The sequence below is a fragment of the uncultured Fretibacterium sp. genome, assembly GCF_938040765.1.
GTDB lineage: Bacteria > Synergistota > Synergistia > Synergistales > Aminobacteriaceae > CAJPSE01.
Genome location: NZ_CALIAA010000144.1, coordinates 1 through 18,495, shown reverse-complemented (window position 1 = coordinate 18,495; position 18,495 = coordinate 1). Strand labels below are relative to the sequence as shown.

General features: G+C 65.6%; 11 protein-coding genes. 4 read left to right on the top strand and 7 right to left on the bottom strand.

Annotation, left to right across the window (positions count from 1 at the left end; translation table 11 throughout):
* Positions 1-378 precede the first annotated feature (378 nt).
* Positions 379-1,614, top strand: a complete 1,236-nt coding sequence (locus tag Q0176_RS05435; protein ID WP_299300015.1) for a hypothetical protein — start codon at positions 379-381, stop codon at positions 1,612-1,614.
* A gap of 119 nt (positions 1,615-1,733) precedes the next feature.
* On the opposite strand, the gene Q0176_RS05430 is transcribed toward Q0176_RS05435, so the two are convergent.
* From Q0176_RS05430 to Q0176_RS05405, 6 genes are all read right to left on the bottom strand, one after another.
* Positions 1,734-3,296, bottom strand: coding sequence for a hypothetical protein (locus Q0176_RS05430; protein ID WP_299300013.1), 1,563 nt, complete (start codon positions 3,294-3,296; stop codon positions 1,734-1,736).
* Between the two features lie 163 nt (positions 3,297-3,459).
* A complete protein-coding gene (gene ade / locus Q0176_RS05425) occupies positions 3,460-5,202 on the bottom strand; it encodes an adenine deaminase (protein WP_299300011.1) in 1,743 nt (580 codons plus the stop codon).
* A gap of 16 nt (positions 5,203-5,218) precedes the next feature.
* Entirely contained in the window at positions 5,219-7,003 is a 1,785-nt protein-coding gene (locus Q0176_RS05420; protein ID WP_299300009.1) for an adenine deaminase C-terminal domain-containing protein, read from the bottom strand.
* Between the two features lie 110 nt (positions 7,004-7,113).
* The gene (gene dnaG, locus Q0176_RS05415) at positions 7,114-8,841 is read right to left on the bottom strand and encodes a DNA primase (protein WP_299300007.1); all 1,728 of its coding nucleotides are present in this window, start codon (positions 8,839-8,841) and stop codon (positions 7,114-7,116) included.
* Positions 8,842-8,987: 146 nt separating this feature from the next.
* Positions 8,988-11,048 (bottom strand): sodium-translocating pyrophosphatase, encoded by a 2,061-nt coding sequence (locus Q0176_RS05410; RefSeq protein WP_299300005.1) that lies wholly within the window; start codon positions 11,046-11,048, stop codon positions 8,988-8,990.
* A 397-nt stretch (positions 11,049-11,445) separates the two neighbouring features.
* Positions 11,446-12,558, bottom strand: a complete 1,113-nt coding sequence (locus tag Q0176_RS05405; protein ID WP_299300003.1) for an AI-2E family transporter — start codon at positions 12,556-12,558, stop codon at positions 11,446-11,448.
* Between the two features lie 233 nt (positions 12,559-12,791).
* On the opposite strand from Q0176_RS05405, the gene Q0176_RS05400 reads away from it, so the two are divergent.
* The 3 genes from Q0176_RS05400 to Q0176_RS05390 all read left to right on the top strand — a co-directional run bounded on the left by Q0176_RS05400 (position 12,792) and on the right by Q0176_RS05390 (position 17,828).
* A complete protein-coding gene (locus Q0176_RS05400; RefSeq protein WP_299300001.1) occupies positions 12,792-14,438 on the top strand; it encodes a nucleoside kinase in 1,647 nt (548 codons plus the stop codon).
* Positions 14,439-14,615: 177 nt separating this feature from the next.
* Positions 14,616-15,920 (top strand): NCS2 family permease, encoded by a 1,305-nt coding sequence (locus tag Q0176_RS05395; protein ID WP_299299999.1) that lies wholly within the window; start codon positions 14,616-14,618, stop codon positions 15,918-15,920.
* A gap of 255 nt (positions 15,921-16,175) precedes the next feature.
* The gene (locus Q0176_RS05390; protein WP_299299997.1) at positions 16,176-17,828 is read left to right on the top strand and encodes a hypothetical protein; all 1,653 of its coding nucleotides are present in this window, start codon (positions 16,176-16,178) and stop codon (positions 17,826-17,828) included.
* A 68-nt stretch (positions 17,829-17,896) separates the two neighbouring features.
* On the opposite strand, the gene Q0176_RS05385 is transcribed toward Q0176_RS05390, so the two are convergent.
* Complete coding sequence (locus tag Q0176_RS05385) at positions 17,897-18,319, bottom strand: hypothetical protein (RefSeq protein WP_299299995.1); 423 nt, start codon at positions 18,317-18,319, stop codon at positions 17,897-17,899.
* Between the last annotated feature and the right edge of the window lie 176 nt (positions 18,320-18,495).

Genomic DNA, 18,495 nt, shown 5'->3' with positions numbered 1-18,495 from the left:
TCAGCAGGAGCGCGACGTCGAAGCCAAGGGCAAGGCGCCCCGTGACGATGATGAGCAGAATGGTGCCGAAGATCCCCAAGGCTCCCCCGAGTCCGATTTTCTCGGTTTTCACTGGTGACGAAGAACTGGACATTGACAATGCCTCCTTGAAAAATGGAAAAAACGGGAAATGTGACAGATATTGTCTGTATGCCGTCTCCCGCCGTTCCGACGGATGCCGGACGCGGCGTTTTTCATGTCCCTCCTTTTCCGCGCCGGTATTGGAACGCTCGAGATACGTCGATGCCACGGTACGGGCAACGGCGGAAGTTATGATATCATTTCGCCGGAAAATCTTTGACCGCTTGACGATTCATCGTCTTCGAGGAGGTGTTCGGCGTGGGGCTGCATGGGATGAGGTTTCCGGGCCTTCGTGAAAAAGCCGGGGGGTATGTTTCAAAATATGCTTCAAAAGGCAGGGGGGCGTCGGCAGAACGCGTCGCGATAACGGGGCTTGTCGTTCTCTTCCTTTTGTCCGCGTCGTCGGTTTTCGCCGCGTCGGAGGACTCCCTGCCCTCCTATCTGGTCGAGAAGTGGGGGAGCCTGACCGGAACGCTGTCGGACGCCCTGTCCCTGAGGGACAGACAGGAGAAGCTGCCGGCGTCCGCGTGGTTCGGCGCGGACCGGACCAGCAACGCCCGAAAGATCGACGAGCTGCTGGACCGAGCCCTGGAGATCCTGGTTCAGGGGCAGGCCGGAGACCTGCGGCGTCAGGCCCTGGAACTCCGGACGGAGATCCCGAAGCTGCGCCTGGAGGCGGACGGGCTTCGGAATCGACGCATCTCGGCCCCGGAGAGCTCGCGCCTGCCCTGGGTCCGAACGCGGGCAAAGATCGACGAACGGCTCTCCGAGCTGGACGGGGAGATCGCCGACAGGGAGAGGGCCCTTTCGGCGGTCGACGCGCAGCTCGCGGAGGCGCTCCGCGCCCTGGGGCTCCAGCTGGACGACCGGCAGATCGACGTTCTGCTGAGCTCCGTGACGGGGGACGACCTGCTGCAGAACGCCGTGGTCTTCGCCAACGTCAGGGTGGTGGTCGAGAAGCTGGCGGAGCTCTCCCGGGAGGACCGGGACAATCTCGAGGTCAACCGCCGCTACAGCGGCCTGTATCTGGTGCTGAACGACCTGCTGATCCACACTCGGGAGGAGCTGGTGCGAAAAATCGACGGGGAGTACAAGCCACGGCTCGGCGAGATCGCAAAGGAGGCCGAGGCGCTGCGCAGGGAGGCCCTGGCCAAGGCCTCACAGACGGGTTACTCGGACGCGCAGAAAAAGTCCTTTGCGCTCAACGCGGAGTCCAACGCCATGACGCTGCGCGTCGCCGAGCTCTACATGCAGCTGCTGGATTCGCAGCGCAAGGGAATCCTGGACAACCTGGCCGACCTGCGGCGCAACCGCGACCTGGCCGAGAACACCTATCGGACGGTGCGGAGCTCCGGCGACCTGCGGAACCTCATCCGCTCGGGCCTTGAGCTGTTCGACTCCATCCACGCGCTCGCCATGCCGGAGATCCTTCCCTTCGAGAACGAGGCGATCCGCCGGGAGTTCGAGGAGATCAACAAGCGGCTCAAACGCTGAGATTCGGAGGGGAGGAGCCGCGTCCGACGGTTCATGAAAGCGAATGCCGCCTTCGACCGGGAGCGAGGCGGCATTCTTCTTTTTTCTGCGGGTCTCACGGCGTGGGGCTCCGCCGTCCGCTATACATACGTGTAGTCGTCGGGGGCCTGGAACCAGCTTTTTCGCCCGCTGTGCATGATAAAGCACAGGGCGGCCGTGATCAGATATCCGATGAAGAAGGGGGAGGAGGGGTATAGCCCCAGTTCCGCGTAGTGGATGAAGCCGAAGAAGGAGAGCGCCGCTCCGGCCAGGGCGACGATCCCCGCCTTGTCGAGCCTTTTGTCGATGATGAACACGGCGGCGGACCCCAGCAGGATGCCGATGATGATGGCGCCGGCCTTCACCGCCGGGACTCCGTTCCACATCACGCCGTTTTCGGCCAGAGCCTGCGTGACCTCGGGGCTGTAGCCCAGAAGCCCCGTCTCCAGGGTATGGGCCCATTTGTCCGCCGTGCCGACGGCCCCGGTGACCTGCGTGTAGAGGTAGTCCGCGACCGGCGGCACCATGGCCATGGCCACGCCCGCGTAGTGGCTTTTCCTGTTGTCCTTGAACGCCTGGGCGACCATGATGACGGCGCACCACAGAAACGTGATGGCGCAGATGGCGGGGGGCACCAGGTCGCTCAGGAAGGAGAAGAGGCCAAACACACCCGCCGCCCCCAGAACGAACCCCGAGATGATGGAGTACCCTATTCCCGCGCCGGTCCTTTTCAGACCCGCGTGTCCCAGCCACACCGTGTTGGGGATGACGCTGCCCCAGATGGCCCCGAACATGGTGCAGATGCCGTCCGCGAACTGGGCTTCACGCACGCTGTAGTCGTCGCCTGCGGCATTGGCGGCCTCCACGTTGTCCATCGTCTCGATGAAGTTGTAGATTTCGATGGGGATGATGATCGTCAGATAGGGGACCACCAGGGTGAAGCCGTCGATCAGGCCCCGCACGGTGGCGGCGGGGTTGGGGAGGTAGAGGCCGACGTCCTTGAAATTGAGGGAGGTGCGGCCCAGGCAGAGCGCATAGACGATCCCCCCCACGATGGCCACGGCCAGCGGGGGGATCTTCTTCGGGAAGAGGTAGCCTCCGAAGAGGCCGAAGAGGGCCAGAGCCAGGATGGGAAGGCCTATCAGCGGATCCCCGTAGACGTCGAATATCCCCTGGGTCGCCATCCAGATGAACCCGATGCCCGCCACCGTTCCCAGCAGGGCGGCCCGGGGGATGTACCGCTTCATCCAGGGGCCGATGATCCCCCCGAGAAACTCCACGAACCCCCCGATGAAGCAGGCCGCGACGGCGGCGGACCACTCGAGATAAGGGTCGTTCAGGGCGTAATGCAGGGGCGTGATGACGCCGAACAGGATGACGAACATCGCCGGCGTCGAGACCCCCGACGGCAGCGCCGTCACGTCGGGATGCCCCTCCTTCCGGGAGAGGCGATAGCCCATAAAGGCGTAGTACAGCCCGCCCGCCAGGAGCCCGAGGGACATCCCCGGGATCACCCGCCCGAATATCAGTTCGGCGGGCCATCCCAGGGTGTTCAAGGTTGCGATGACGATGAGGTAGTTGACGATGTTGTTCGTGATGATGTAGGTCAGGCCGCCGATATCCCCCCGACAAAAGAGTGGAACCAGGCCTCCGTTCTTCTCCATTGCTCTTCCCCCCAGTTGGCGTTTTTCCCCCGCTGCATCGTTTCGGCTCCACGCCTCGGCTCCGGGCCGCCCGCACGGGTCGTCGCGCTTCCGTTCCTCCGCGCTTCGGCCGGCCGCAGGCGGCCGAAGCGGCATGGAGCCGAGGACGCCGGTTGAATGGAAATCAGTCGGCCTTGTCGGCCTCGATATCGATGAAGTCGAATCGCGTCACGTCGAACAGCCCCATGTCCGTCAGCTTGATCTCCGGGATGACGGGCAGGGACATGAAGCACAGGGTCATGATGGGCTCCACGTCGGCGTTTACCCCCAGCTCCTGAAGCGCCGCCCGATGGAGCCGGCTCAGCCTCCGATCGACCCATTCGCCGCTCTGGTCGCTCATGATGCCGCCGATGGGCATCGGCATGTTCTCCAGGACCTTGCCGTCGAGCGCCAGCACCACGCCGCCGTTCTGGGCCTTCAGCTGCTCCACGGCGAAGGCCATGTCGGCGTCGTTCGTCCCCACCACGATGATGTTGTGGGAGTCGTGGGCTATGGACAGCGCTACGGCCCCCCGCTTGATGCCGTAGCCCTCCAGAAGGGCGAGCGCGACGTTTCCCGTGTTCTGATGGCGCTCCACCACCGCCATCTTGACGATGTCCCGTTTGGGGTCGTAGACGAAATCGCCGTCCGCGCTCAGCGTCACGTCGGCCGCCTTCTTCCGGGTGACCACGCTGCCCGGGATGATGCCGATGACGTTGACCCGCCCGGAGGAGAGGCGCATCTTCAATCTTTTCTCCGAGAAGTCCTTCAGGCGTATGCTCCCGGTGACCGACGCGATGCTGTGGTGCCTGACGGGGGGAAGGTACTTCCCCTCCCGCGCGACCTCGACCCCGCCGATGAGGACCCGGCGCACCTTGAAATGGGACAGGTCGTCCAGCAGCACGATGTCGGCGCGCAGTCCGGGCGCGATGGCCCCCCGGTCGTACAGGCGGAAACATTCGGCGGCGTTCAGGGTCGCCATGCGGATGGCGGTGACCGCGTCCAGCCCCTCCTCCAGGCAGATGCGCAGGTGGTCGTCCAGGTGCCCCAGCTCCAGGATGGTCTTGGGCTGGCGGTCGTCGCTGCAGAGCAGGCATCGCCGGCTGTTCTCGGGGGTGACGCCCTTGATGAGGTTGCGCAGGTCGTGGCACGCCGATCCCTGGCGCAGCAGGACGTAGATCCCCCGGGCGATGCGGTCCCTCAGCTCCTCGACCGTGCTGCATTCGTGGTCCGTGTGGATCAGGGCCGCCGCATAGGCGTTGAGCTCGAGGCCCTTTACGGAGGGGCTGTGTCCGTCGATCAGCTTTCCGGCAGCTTTCGCGGCCATCAATTTGTCCAGGATGCCGTCGGCCGCCGAGATGACACCGGGGTAGTCCATGAACTCCCCCAGGCCGAGGATGCGGTCGTCGGCCAGCGGCTTTTCCATCGCCGCCGCGTCGATGACGGCCCCCGCATGCTCGAACGGGGTGGCCGGCACGCAGGAGGGCAGCATGTACTTGATGTCCAGGCTCGTCCCCTCGGATGCGTCCAGCATGTAGTTCAGCCCCGCGAGCCCGCAGACGTTCACGATCTCGTGGGGGTCCGCGATGATCGTGGTGGCGCCGTGAGGGACCAGCAGGCGTCCTATTTCCTCCGGGCTGACGTAGGAGGACTCGATGTGGATGTGGCTGTCGATGAACCCCGGGGCCGCGTACAGCCCCGTTCCGTCGATCTCCTCGTTTCCCCGGTAGCTCCCCACGCCGGCGATGATCCCCCCGCAGACGGCGATGTCCCCCTCGGAGACGATGCCGCTGTAGACGTCGACCACCTTGCAGCCCCTGATCGCCAGGTCCGGGGCGACGCGCCCCGCGGCCGTGTCGATCAGCCTTTTGAGTTCCGCTTTATCCATGACGGCACCTCCCGAGTCACTCGGCCCTCAGGGCCAGGATAGGGTCGAACACGTCCAATGCGTGGACGTCCACCGGCCCGACGTCCGTGATGGCGTAGTCCGGAATGGCGGTGATGGGCAGGAAGAACATGTACATCAGCGGGTCCGGAAGGTCGCAGCCCAGCGCCGCCGCAGCGGCGTTCAGCTCCCGTTCCCGCACCGCGATCTCCTCGGGCTCCGCATCGCTGCAGATGCCCCCCACGGGCAGGGGGAGAAAGTCCAGTATCTCTCCGTCCGCCGCCAGGACCTGGCCGCCGCCGTTCCGGATGAGATGGTTGACCGCAAGGCTCATGTCCTCCGCGCTCACCCCCATGACGACGATGTTGTTGTCGTCCGGCGCACAGGAGGACGCCATCGCCCCCTTTTTCAGCTTCCATCCGGAGCAGAAGGCCAGCGACCGGTTCCCGTTGCGTCCGAAGCGTTCGAGCACGGACACCAGGGCGACGTCGTTTCGAGGGTCCGGGCGGACCACTCCGCCCTCCACCTTCAGGGTTACGTCGCGGCGCACCCGGACGAAGGGGCCCTTCACGTCCATGGACAGCACGTCGGCCTCGCCCCGGTCCACCCCTACCCGATACTCGAAATCCGCCGGCGTGGTGAGGGCGCGCTTCAGCGTCCCGCTCAGCGCGGCAGTGCGGGGGGGAGCCTTCAGCTCGTATTGCATCTTTTTGTCCTCGGCCGCCACGCGGCCCCCCGCGATGACGGTCCGCACCACGAAGGTATCCGGAGCGTCCACCAGGAGGATATCCGCCAGGCGGCCCGGGGAGATGGAGCCGACCAGGTGATCGATGCGGTACGCCTCCGCGCTGTTGATCGTCCCCATTTGTATCGCGGTGACGGGGGGGACCCCCGCGGCTATGGCCAGCCGCACCACGTTGTCCAGATGCCCCTTGCTCAGGACGTCGGTGGCCGTTACGTCGTCCGTGCAGAAACTGACCCGGCGCGCCAGGGCTGGATTGACCTCGGTGACGGCCCGTATGTTCTCGGCCAGGAAGTGCGTCACGGAGGATTCCCGGATCAGCATGTGCATCCCCTTGCGCATCTTCTCCACCACTTCCTCGTGGTCGTAGCTTTCATGGTCCAGCCGCACGCCGCCGCACAGGTACCCGTCCAGTTCCTTGCCCCGGGCCATGGGGGCGCATCCAAAGACGGGCAGCCGGTTCCGGAAGGCCTCGGCGATGGCGCCCAGGGTGTCCTCGTCGCCGCCGGTCACGAATTCCCGAACCGTCTCCCAGACCCCGTAGCACTCGGGCCATTTCTGGACCTCCGCGTGGACTTCCCGGTTGAAGTTGAAGTCTATCGTGGATTGAGGGACGGTATAGGGCGTGCGGTAGGGCGCTCCCCAAAACACCCTCAGCGGAACGCCCCTGATTTCCTCGAACACCTCCCGCAGCCCCTCGAGGCCCCCCACCGAGATGTATTCGTCCAGGCCCGAGACGATGCTGGTCGTGCCGCAGGGCACCACCGCTTTCGCGAAGCCGGTGATGCTCAGTTTGCTGCACTCGCTGTGGATGTGCCCGTCGATGAGCCCCGGGACCAGATACCTGCCGGAGGCGTCGATGATCTGCGTCCCCGGGCCGACGTGCATGCCGACGTCCGCGTCCACGGCCACGATCGTGTCCCGGAAGATGGCCACGTCGGCGGGGTAGATCTCCCCCGTCATGACGTTGACCAGGTTTCCCCCCCTGACGACGGCATCCGCCGGAATTTCGCCCTTCCCCGCCCTTACGAGGAGCTTCAGGTTCTCGATATTTCTCTCCAAGATATCTCCCCCTCTTTTCTCGTTATCCCGGCCCCGCGTTCCCGAACCTGCCGGGGCCCGTGTCTCAATCCCGACACCTGCCGCAGCCGAGTGCGCTTTGCGTCCGGCGTTCACCGCCTGCGCTTCAGCTCCGCGGCCAGGCGCTGCATCTCGGCCATCTCCTCGAGAGACGCCATGCGGCGCTTCATCCTCGCGTCCAGAAGGCGCAGGCGCGCCTCGTCCCGCCGCCGCCGCAGGCCCGCGAGGACGAGGTCCCACAGGTCGGCGTCGGCGTGCTCCAGCTCGTCGCAGAAGGCGTCCCCACGGGCGATGAGCGCCGGGGGAAATCGGTCGCCGATAGCGAGCCAACGGGCCTCCAGCGGTGCGGGAGACTCCATGAGCACCGCCAGGACGACCTCCTTGACCCGGTCGTCGGAGAGAAGCGCGAGCAGGTCCTCGGGGCGATTCGTGCGGCGGCAATCCTCCCTGCGCCACAAAAGCGAGCAGAGCGCGGCCTCCAGAGGGTCGATCTCGGGAGGGCGGGGAGCGCGGACGTCCCCGCCCTCCGCGGCGGCCTCCCGCCTGTCCGGCCCACGCCCGCGCCTGAACGACTCCAGCTCGCGCCAGAATTCGTGCGGATAGAGGCCCAACGCACCCGCCAGCTGAGGAACGCTGGGGGCGAGCGCCGAGGGCTGGAGCTGGGCGAGTCCTCCGAACAGGGACTCCACCCCGCTGCGCCGGGTCTCGGGCCGGTCCAGCAGGGGCTGCACCGCGGCCAGGTGCTGGAGCACCAGAGGCCGGGCCTTCTCGAGGGCCTGCTCGAAGAGCTCTTGGCCGCCGGGGGAGGAGAGCAGGTCGTCCGGGTCCTTGCCGGATGGGATCGTGACCACCTGGACGTCCAAACCCAGTCCCTGCAGAATGTACATGCCCCTCAGGGTCGCCTCCTGGCCGGCCGTGTCGCTGTCGTAGCAGATGCAGCAGCGGTCTCCGAAACGTTTCAGAAGCCGCGCCTGCTCCTCCGTCAGGGAGGTGCCCAGCGAGGCGACGGCCTCGGCATAGCCGTTCAGGTGGAGTCGAAGGGCGTCCATGTATCCCTCCACAAGGATGGAGCGTCCCTTTTCCCGGATGGCGCTCCGGGCCTCGTGGAGCAGGTAGAGGTTCCGGCGCTTGCTGTAGACAGCCCCTTCGGGGCTGTTGATGTACTTCGCCCCCTCGCCGTCCACGAGCCTGCCGCCGAAGGCGATCACGCGGCCCGCGACGTCGCGTATGGGAAAGGTCAGACGCCCCCGGAAACGGTCGTAGACCCCGCCGCGTTGGCCCTCCAGGACGAGCCCGGCGTCGATCGCCTCGCGGTCCGTTACGCCCGCGCCCCTCAGATGGCGGGACAGGGAGTCCCAGGAATTGGCGCTCCACCCCAGGCCGAACCGCACGGCGTCCTCCATGGTGAGGCTGCGGCGGGCCAGGTAGGCCCGTGCCGCCGCGCCCTCGGGGGCGGCCAGAAGGGAGCTGAAGAACTTTCCCGCGAGCTCCAGGACCTCGTACAGGTTGCCGGAGGTCCTCCGCCTGGGCTCGGAACGGGTCAGCTCGACGCCGGCACGGCCGGCCAGGAGCTCCAGGGCCTGGCGGAAGTCCAGCCCCTCCGTCTCCATGACGAAGGTGAAGACGTCCCCGCCGCGTCCGCATCCGAAACAGTGGTAGTTCTGGCGCTCCTGAGAGACGTGGAAGGAAGGGGTCTTCTCGTCGTGGAAGGGGCAGAGTCCCAGATACCCGCGGCCCGCACGGTGGAGCCTCACGCGGTCGCCGATGACCTCCAGGATATCCAGCCTTTCCTTGACCCGTCTGACGTCGTCGTTCTGCACGGTGTATCCGACCCCTCGAATTCAACGAAATTCAACGAAACAAAAAAGGGAGGGTCCGTGAACCCTCCCTGATTATAACGTGTCCTCGGCTTTTTCACGTCCGCTTCGCCGAACGGCACGACCCGCTGGGCTTGGCAGCCGTCTGCTTACCTGAAGAGCGGCGCCAGCACCAGCGCGACCACCGTCATCAGCTTGATGAGGATGTTGAGGCTCGGGCCGGCGGTATCCTTGAAGGGATCGCCCACCGTGTCGCCAACGACCGCCGCCGCGTGGTTGGCCGAGCCCTTGCCGCCGTGGTTGCCCTCCTCGATGAATTTCTTCGCGTTGTCCCACGCGCCGCCCGAGTTGGCCATGAAGAGCGCCATCATGACGCCCGTCACGATGGCCCCGCCCAGAAGTCCGCCCAGCGCCTCCTTGCCCAGGATCACGCCGACGACGACGGGGGAGAGCACGGCCAGAAGGCCGGGGATGACCATCTCGATGAGGGCTGCGTGGGTGGAGATGGCCACGCACTTCTCGTACTCCGGCTTGCCGGTCCCATCCATGATCCCCGTGATCTCGCGGAACTGGCGGCGGACCTCCTCGATCATGGCCTGGGCCGCGCGGCTCACGGCCTCGATGGAGAGCGAGCAGAACAGGAAGGGCAGCATGCCGCCCAGCAGCAGGCCGACGATGACCTTGGGATTCATGATGTCGATGGCCTTGATCTGTGCCGCCTGAGAGTAGGCGACGAAGAGGGCCAGGGCGGTGAGGGCGGCGGAGCCGATGGCCAGGCCCTTGCCCATGGCGGCGGTGGTGTTTCCGATGGCGTCCAGCTTGTCGGTGATCTTGCGCACCTCGCTCGGGAGCTCGCTCATCTCGGCGATGCCGCCCGCATTGTCGGAGATCGGCCCATAGGCGTCGACGCTCAGGGCGATGCCCGTGATGGAGAGCATACCGACCGCGGCGCAGGCCACGCCGAACATGCCCGCCAGGGAGTAGCTGATCAGGGTGGAGAGGCAGATCAGGAGGACGGGGATGCCGACCGACTGCATCCCCAGGGAGAGGCCGGAGAGGATGACGGTCGCCGGGCCCGTCGCGGAGGAGGCCGCTACGGTCTTGACGAAGCGGTAGTCGCCCGAGGTGTAGACCTCGGTGACGTAGCCGATCAGGACGCCGGCCAGGACGCCGGAGGTCACGGACAGGAAGACGTGCATCGACTTGGTCCAGAAGAAGAGGATGCTCAGGATGAAGGTCCCGACGATCATTATGGCGCCGGCCGCGAAGGTTCCCGCGCGCAGCGCGTAGGCCGCGTCGCCGCCGTCGATGCGCTCCAGCACCTTGTCCAGACCGGGAATCTTACGTGCAAAATCCATGACGCAGGAGGCAAAGGGGACCTTCTTGGAGATCATCATGCAGCCGACGATGGAGGCCACGATGCCCCACGCCGAAAGGAAGAGCGGGAAGCCGACGCCCCAGAGCCCCAGGGCCTTGCCGCCCTCCGTGAAGGAGAAGGTGAGCCCGATGGCCATGGCCGCAAGGATCGAGTTGACGTAGGACTCGAAGAGGTCCGCCCCCATGCCGGCGATATCGCCCACGTTGTCGCCCACGTTGTCCGCGATGACCGCCGGGTTGCGGGGGTCGTCCTCGGGGATGCCGGCCTCGACCTTACCCACCAGGTCGGCGCCCACGTCCGCGGCCTTGGTGTAGATGCCGCCGCCCACGCGGGCGAAGAGCGCGATGCTGCTGGCCCCCATGCCGAAGGCCGTCAGACTCTCGACGCTGAGGAAGAGGTAGGAGACGGCAAGGCCCACGAGGCCCAGCCCCACGACGACCATGCCCACGATGCTTCCGCCGGAGAACGCCGTCTCGAGGGCGGCCCCCGCGTCCTTCGTCGCGGCGAAGGTCGTACGTCCGTTCGCGTTGGTCGCGACGTACATCCCGATGTACCCGGCCGCGGCGCTGCAGAGCGCGCCCAGCACGAAGGCGAAGGCCGACCCGAACCCGAGCATCCACCACAGCAGCAGGGCGACGACCCCGACGAAGGGCGCCAGCCAGGTGTACTCCTTCTTCAGGAACGCCATGGCCCCCTTGTGAATGATCGTCGAGAGCTCGACGATCCGGTCGTTCTCGATCTTTCCCTCACGGAGCTTCTGAAACACCATCCACGCATAGCCGCCTGCCACGACGCCGAAAACAAGGGTAACGAACACAAGAATCAGCCACACAGTGCAAGACCTCCCCAATAATGTAGATGACGGCTCCAAACCCCCAAAGGCAGAAAAAACCGCACAAAAATCCTTCCGGCCCGAAGGGGTTCCGCTCGGCTCGTCCTTTTGCGAAGCTTGAAATTCCACCCTGATTATAGCCTATAAAACGGGATTATGCAGGCAAGACACGATAGAACTTCCATCTTTGCCGCGTGAAGAACACCGCCCGGCCGGATGCCCGAAGCGCCGAATGCGGGCGTCGGATCGATAGTACTTTACGCTCTCCTCGTGGTCTATGCGCATCGTCACGGTCCTCCTCGGGTAAAAACAGGTCCGCCGCGGTTCCCGGCCTGATCCGCGAGGTCGGGCGGGACCGCGTTTTTTCGAAAAAAGTTCCCGGCCCCGGCCATGCGCGTCATGAGGGCGCGTCCTCCCGTCCCTCCTGCTGGTAGAGCTCCCACGCGTTGCGGTAGGTGTCCAGGAAGAAGACGAAGAGGCTCAGGATGAGGGGGCCGAGGAAGATGCCCAGGAACCCCCAGGCGGCCAGCCCGCCAAAGGCCCCCAGGAAGACGAGGAGGGTGCTCATCTTGGCCTTCTCCGAGATAAAGTAGGGCTTCAGAAAGTTGTCGACGGTGCTCACGACCCCGAGTCCCCATACGGCGAGGATGAGCGCTCCCTTCACGTCGTCGGACAGGAAGAGGTAGAGCGCGCCGGGGATCCAGACCGAGGGCGTCCCGACGAAGGGGATCATGGCGAGGAGCGCCATCAGGGCTCCGGCCAGGGCGGGGTTGGGCAGCCCCACGAACCACCAGCCGAGGGCCCCCAGGACCCCCTGCACCCCGGCCGTCACGATGACGCCGAAGACGACGGCGCGGAGCACGTTGTCCGCCCGGGACATGAAGGCCTCGCGCTCGTCGTCCATCAGGGGGACGATGCCCCGGAAGTAGCTGACGATGCGGTGCCCGTCGCGCAGGATGAAGAAGTAGACGACGAAGATGATGACCTGGTGGTAGAGCATCGTGACGAGGTCGCCCAGGAACTCCTGAGAGAGCCGGAGCATGGTGGAGGTCACCCGGCCGGCGACCTGCCGCATGGCGTCCCGGAGAAACGGATACCTCTCGAGCAGGGGCTTGAGGTACCTGAGGACGACGTCCGGCAGGAGGGTGTCCGGGGAGATCCCCTTCGAGGGGTCCAGGGAGCCGACGAGGCTGGCCACCTTGCCGAAGAGCCCGTCGGACTCCCGGGCGATCAGGATGGCGGCGAAGCTCATGGGAAGGACGAGCAGCGCCGCGGCCGCCAGGGTCATCGCCATGGCCGCGAGCCCGCGACGCCCCGGGAGAACGCGACGCAGCAGCATCTGGTACAGGGGATAGGAGACGAACGCCAGCAGCATCGCCCAGACCAGGGGGCGGAAGAGCGAGGCGAGCGTGACGTAGGTCAGGAAGGCCAGGATCAGGAACGAGAAGACGAACGGCAGTATCCATCCCTTGATCCGCCGTAGCGCGTCGGGGGTTCTGAACGTGTCCAAAGGTCCGTCCTCCTTGCTAGGATGGGGTGTTGCTTCGGCGTCCTGCCCCTCATTTTACTCCAGGGCTTCGCCGGCAAAAAGGTTCCGCCTGCGAATTCGCCCTGGGCCCTTCGCGGATCGTCTTTCGCGAAGGGGGCCCCTTGCCGTCTTCGCGCCTGCCCGAGGCCAAAAACGCTGTACTATAATAGAGGCAAATCGGCCGCGGCGATCGGGCCGCGGCAGGGGGGATCCTCATGGCTTTTACGGTCAATGTTCCCAGGTGGAAGCGATTCGTCATCAGCGAGACGCCGCTCAACGGCCACAACGTCCTGGCGGAGCTGGACCCGGGCGGCGATGTGGATATCATCGCATGGCGCGTCAACAACTACATCCGGCCCCTGGGGTGGGTCGTGGAGGACGACGCCGTCGTGGACTTCATCCCGGCGGGCTCCTCCGACGGGCTCAGGATCTACCGGCGGAGCCTGGACTTCCTTCTGGTCGTCGCCTGCGAGAAGGTCCTGGGCCGCAAGGCGATCCTGCGGCACTCCATCGGGGAGGGACACTACTGGGAGTTCGAGGACGGGGACGTGACCCAGTCCGACGTCTACAAGCTCCACTTGACGATGAGCGAGATGGTGCGCCAGGACATCCCCATCAGCCGCAAGATCCTGCCCATCGACAAGGCCAAGCGCGTATTCGAGGAGCAGGGCGACTCCGAGATCGCCGAGCTCTTCGTCCGGGCGAACCTCGATCCCGTAGAGGTCTATCGGTGCGGGGCGCGCTACGGCTACTTCTGCGGGACCATGGCCCCCTCCACGGGGCTGCTCAGGGCCTTCGACATCGTCCTCTTCGAACACGGGATGGTGCTGCAGTTCCCCACCCAGGACTCCCCCGAGGGAGTCCTGCCGTTCCGGGCCGACCCCGGCCTGGGAAACGTGTTCTTCGACTACGCGCACTGGCTGAAGGTGCTGAACCTGAATTACCTCAGCAGCCTGCACCAGCGCGTGACGAACGGGAAGGTCCAGGAGCTGATCCTCATCTCCGAGGCCTTCCACTCGCAGCGTCTGAGCCGCATCGCGGAGGACATCGTCTCCAGGCCCGGCATCAAGGTCGTCACCATCGCCGGGCCCTCGGGCTCGGGCAAGACCACCTTCTCCGAGCGGCTCAAGATCCAGCTGATCGTCTGCGGGAAGAACCCCGTCACCCTGCCCATGGACAACTATTTCCTGAACCGGGCCCAGACGCCCCTCGACGAGAACGGCGAATACGACTACGAGTGCCTGGAGGCCCTGGACCTGGAGCTGCTGGAGGACAACCTGACCCGCATTCTCGCAGGGGAGGAGGTCGTGACGCCCCGCTTCGACTTCATCAAGGGGGAGAAGCGGCCGGGCAAGGTCGTCAGGCTGGGGCCCTCGGACATCCTCATCATGGAGGGGATTCACGGCCTGAACGACCGCATCGTGTCCCTTCTGCCCGAGGACAGCCGTTTCGGCGTCTTCGTCTCGCCCCTGACGGGCATCTGCATCGACCCTCACAACCGGACGAGCACCGGGGACAACCGCCTGCTGCGCCGCATCGTGCGGGACCACCGGACGCGGGGCAAGTCCGCCCAGGTGACGCTCGAGATCTATCCCAAGGTCATGCGGGGCTCGATGCGCTACATCTTTCCCTATCAGGGCCGGGCCAACACCATCTTCAACTCCTCGCTGCCCTACGAGCTGGGGGCCCTGAAGGGCTATGTGGAGCCCCTGCTGCACACGGTCGACGAGCGCTCCGAGGTGTTCGGCGAGGCCCTGCGCCTGCTGAACATCCTCCGGTTCGTGCCGTCCGTCCATATCGACGGCATCCCCAACAACTCCGTGATCCGGGAGTTTATCGGGGGCAGCTGCCTGGATGTCTGAGCTCCGGGACCCGTAACTCGAGAATTTGCCGCCTCCCTTATGGGGCACGGCATCGAGGAAGCGCCCGAACTTTTGTTCCCTGTCGGCGCTTTCATGGTCGTATAGATGCGTCGGGCTTTTGGGGGCCTTGCGGCCGTTTTGCGGTATGAGCGAGAGTTTGAGAGGGGAGTATCGATCATGATGTCGTTTCTGGAACGCCAGTTCAAGATCAGCGAAAGGGGCAGTTCGGTAAAGACCGAGATCCTGTCGGGAATCGTGACGTTCGTCACGATGTCCTACATCATCTTCGTCAACCCGGATACCCTGTCCAAGACGGGCATGGACTTCAATGCCCTGGTGGTGACGACCTGTATCTCCTCGGCTTTGGCCACGTTCCTGATGGCCTTCCTGGCCAACTATCCCATCGGCCTCGCCCCCGGGATGGGGCTCAACGCGTTCTTCGCCTTCTCCGTGGTCCTGGGGATGCAGATCGACTGGCGCGTGGCCCTGACGGCGGTACTTGTCGAGGGCGTGATCTTCATCCTGCTGACCCTGACCCGCCTGCGCGAGATGGTGGTCAACACCATACCGAAGTCCCTCAAGATCGGCATCTCGGGCGGCATCGGGCTCTTCATCGCCTTCATCGGCCTCCAGGGCGCGGGGATCGTGGTCAAGAACGATGCGACCCTCGTCTCGCTGGGGCACCTGAGAGGCAACCTGCCCGCGCTCCTGGCCCTGGGGGGCCTGATCCTGATGGCGGTGCTGGAGGCCTACAAGGTAACGGGCGCGCTGCTGATCGGCATTCTGGCGGTAACGGCCGCCGCCGTGGGGCTGAACCTCTCAGCCCTGCCCGAGTCCTTCGTCTCGCATCCGCCCTCGATCGCGCCGATCTTCGCGCAGTTCGACTTCTCCATGCTGAACCGGCTCGATTTCTGGGTCATCATGTTCACGTTCTTCTTCGTCGACTTCTTCGACACGGTCGGGACCCTGGTGGGCGTCTGCAACCGCAGCGGTCTCCTGGACGAGAACGGGACCCTTCCGAACGCGCGGGGCGCGCTGCTGGCCGACGCGATCGGGACCACGGCGGGCGCCATTCTGGGGACCTCGACGGTGACCTCCTACGTCGAGAGCGCCAGCGGCATCGCGCAGGGCGGCCGCACGGGGCTCAGCGCCCTGGTGACCGCCGTGCTCTTCCTGGCCGCGATGTTCTTCACCCCGATCGTGGGGATCGTGCCCTCCTACGCGACGGCTCCGGCCCTGGTCATCGTCGGCGTCTATATGATGATGAGCCTTCGGGACCTGAACTTCGACGACTGGACGGAGCTCGCTCCCTCCATCCTGGGCTTCATCATGATGCCCCTTGCCTACAACATCTCCGTCGGGATCGAGTTCGCCATCGTCTCCTACGTCCTGATCAAGATCCTGAGCGGCAGGATGAAGGACGTGAGCTGGCTCATGGCCGTTTTGGCCGTGATCTGCATCTTCAAGGAAACCCTGTCCTGATTCCTCCCGGCTCGCCCCCCTGTCCGGACCCATCCCTGTCCGAACAGGGGGGATTTTTGTCGGATCACGTAGGAGCGCCCCGGCTGGGGCGACCATGGATATCTTTTGCGGTGTTTTCGTCCCTTCGCTGTGGGAAAAGGTAGCCGTTTTTGGGAAAGCGTTGTATGCTTGAAGCGGATTCGGAAAGCATTGGCCGCTGGAAAAACGGGAACCCCGTCCCGTGCCCGGCGGCCGTAAGGGAGTTGAAAAAGGCCCGTGCAGGCACGTAGAGTTTTATCCGGCCGTTTTGCCTCGCTGCCGGATTTTCTGGACCGAACCGCGGAGGAGGACCGGGAGTTTCTCCCGGAGGGGGCCCTGGACCGTTTTCCGGCGGTCTGCTGCGGCATGTCCAACGGCGTCGGGGGCTGGATTGTCCTCGGGGCGGAGTGGGATGAGGATGCTCCCGTGGTGCATGGGGTCTCCGACCCCTCCGGCCTGGAACGCCGTCTGAGGACCGTCCTGGCGGGTGAGCGGGTGCTCAGTGCGGATACCGTGTCCTCGTTCCAGGTCGTGGAGGCGGAAGGGGTTCCCCTCCTGATCGCCCGGGTGGACCCGGCGGAGTGGTGGCGTCGGCCCGTCTGCGTGGGGGGCGATTATACTCGCGGCGTCTATCGCCGCATCGAGGGCGTCGACGTCGTCTCGGGGAAGCGGGCCTGTTTCCGGTTGGCCCTGGACGCCCTGGAACGGCTGTGTGGCGAATCCGCCGTTCCGGGCCTGACCGTCTCGGACCTTCACGAGGAGAGCGCCGCCTCGTTCCGGGGGGCGGTGACCGCACGGCGTCCGGAATGGCGGGAGCTGTCCCCGGAGAGGTTCTGGGCCCGTACCCTGGTCCTGTCCGACGGCGCATTGACGCGGGCGGGCTGGCTCCTTCTGGGAAAGAAGAGCGCGCGGGTCCGTGCCGCCTTCAACGAGGGGACGGAGGACGAGGAGATCTTCGAGGTCCGCAACTTGTGGCGGGCCTGGTCGGACCTTCTGCCCCGCTTCTGCTCCGGCCTGTCGGGGCCCTGTGCGGCGGCGCTGCGCGAATGCTTCGTCAACGCTCTGGTCCATGCGGAGCACGACGCGGGGAGCATCAGGTTGACCGGCAGCGGTGACCGGGTGCGCATCGAGAACCCCGGGCTTTCGCGCAGCCGTCATGGGGAGAGCCTCTGCCGCAACGAGCGCCTGATGCGGATGTTCCGTCTGGCCGGGGCGGCCTCGGGGGAGGGGCGCGGGCTGGACCGGGTCCGTTCCTATCGGTCCGGTTTCGAGCTGCGTCAGGATCTCCTCGAGCTCGTGACGATCGCGGAGCTGGACCTCGAGCGCGCCCTTGCCCTGCCGGAGCCCGCCCGGGGGCTGTCGGAGATGCCCCTTCCGGTCGCCCCGGCGGATGTGTCGGACGCCGAGGGGGATCGGACAGCCTCGGAGCGGTTCGGGGTCGGCCCCGCGGAGGAGGGAGAGAAGTCCCCGGCCTCTGCGGAGGGCGTGCCGGCCGTGGTCTCCGCGTCGGACTTCCTCGTCGTCCCGCCGGAGAGGGAGGAGGGGCTTGAGGAAAAGCCTGAGCCCGTCATCGAGGCGTCCATGGATGCGCCCGCTATGGAGGAGAGCGTCCTGGCTCCGTTGGGTGAGGACCCGGAGGCTGGTCCGATGATCGAGGAGCCGGGGGACGCGTTCAAATCCCCGGAGCCCGCGGCCGCCGAGTCCGTGTCCCCTGAGCCTGAAGCTCCCGAGGCAGCGGCGCCGGAGGAGGGGGATGTCCGCCCCGGAAACGGAAAAAACTTTGTGTTCGGCAATGCGGCCGAGGAGCTGGAGCTCGCCGTGGCTCGGATGCGGCGCGGGGAGGTACGCCAAAGCCCGGGCGAGGGGTCTCGGGACCCGGCGGAGAGCTGACCCCGCGCCAGGCGCGGGAGCAGGGGCGGCGCGGGGACTGGGACTCCCGCCGATGGGCGGCCAGGCGTTCAGACGCCCTCTCTCGCTCCGTCCGGCCCCTTCAGCCCCAGTTCCACCGGGGGGATGAGGTCCGCGGCCTTCCTGTGGCACTCCGTCCCGGGAAGGTACCCGTAGACCTCCAGGAACCCCCGGAATCCCAGAAGGTAGCCGCGCACCTTCCGGCCCTTCAGTCCGGAGCCGACCAGGAGGAATCGCTGGGTCATGACGTCCGGCATGGGCTTCCACTCCTTCAGCAGATACGCGATATCCGCGTCCCCCCTGTGCCGCCAGACGATGTAGTCCCAGGCGTAGTAGCGGGCCACCGGGCCCAGCAGGCTGGTCTTCGTCATGGTGATCTTGCGGGCCACCCCGGCCATGCCGCGGTGCTCCCAGGGCTCGAACCTCAGGTAATCCCACATGTCCCGGCATTCGCCGAGTTTTTCGTAGTTCAACGCGATCCCCTCCTTATTCCAACTCTAACTCATTTGTATGCTGCGTTGTTTTTGCTCACCTTGCTCAACGTACTTCTTTGTACGCCATCGCTGCGGTTCGCAAAAGCCGCCTGGTGAAGAATCTAAGCGATTCGCACGGCTCATTCTTCGCCGGCTCTCTGCTTATTGCCTACAAA

Bases quoted from the DNA above. Each gene is read 5' to 3' on its own strand.
- Q0176_RS05430 (WP_299300013.1), bottom strand. From the start codon at position 3,296: ATGGAGAAGAACGGAGGCCTGGTTCCACTCTTTTGTCGGGGGGATATC.
- ade (WP_299300011.1), bottom strand. From the start codon at position 5,202: ATGGATAAAGCGGAACTCAAAAGGCTGATCGACACGGCCGCGGGGCGC.
- Q0176_RS05400 (WP_299300001.1), top strand. From the start codon at position 12,792: ATGGCTTTTACGGTCAATGTTCCCAGGTGGAAGCGATTCGTCATCAGC.
- Q0176_RS05395 (WP_299299999.1), top strand. From the start codon at position 14,616: ATGATGTCGTTTCTGGAACGCCAGTTCAAGATCAGCGAAAGGGGCAGT.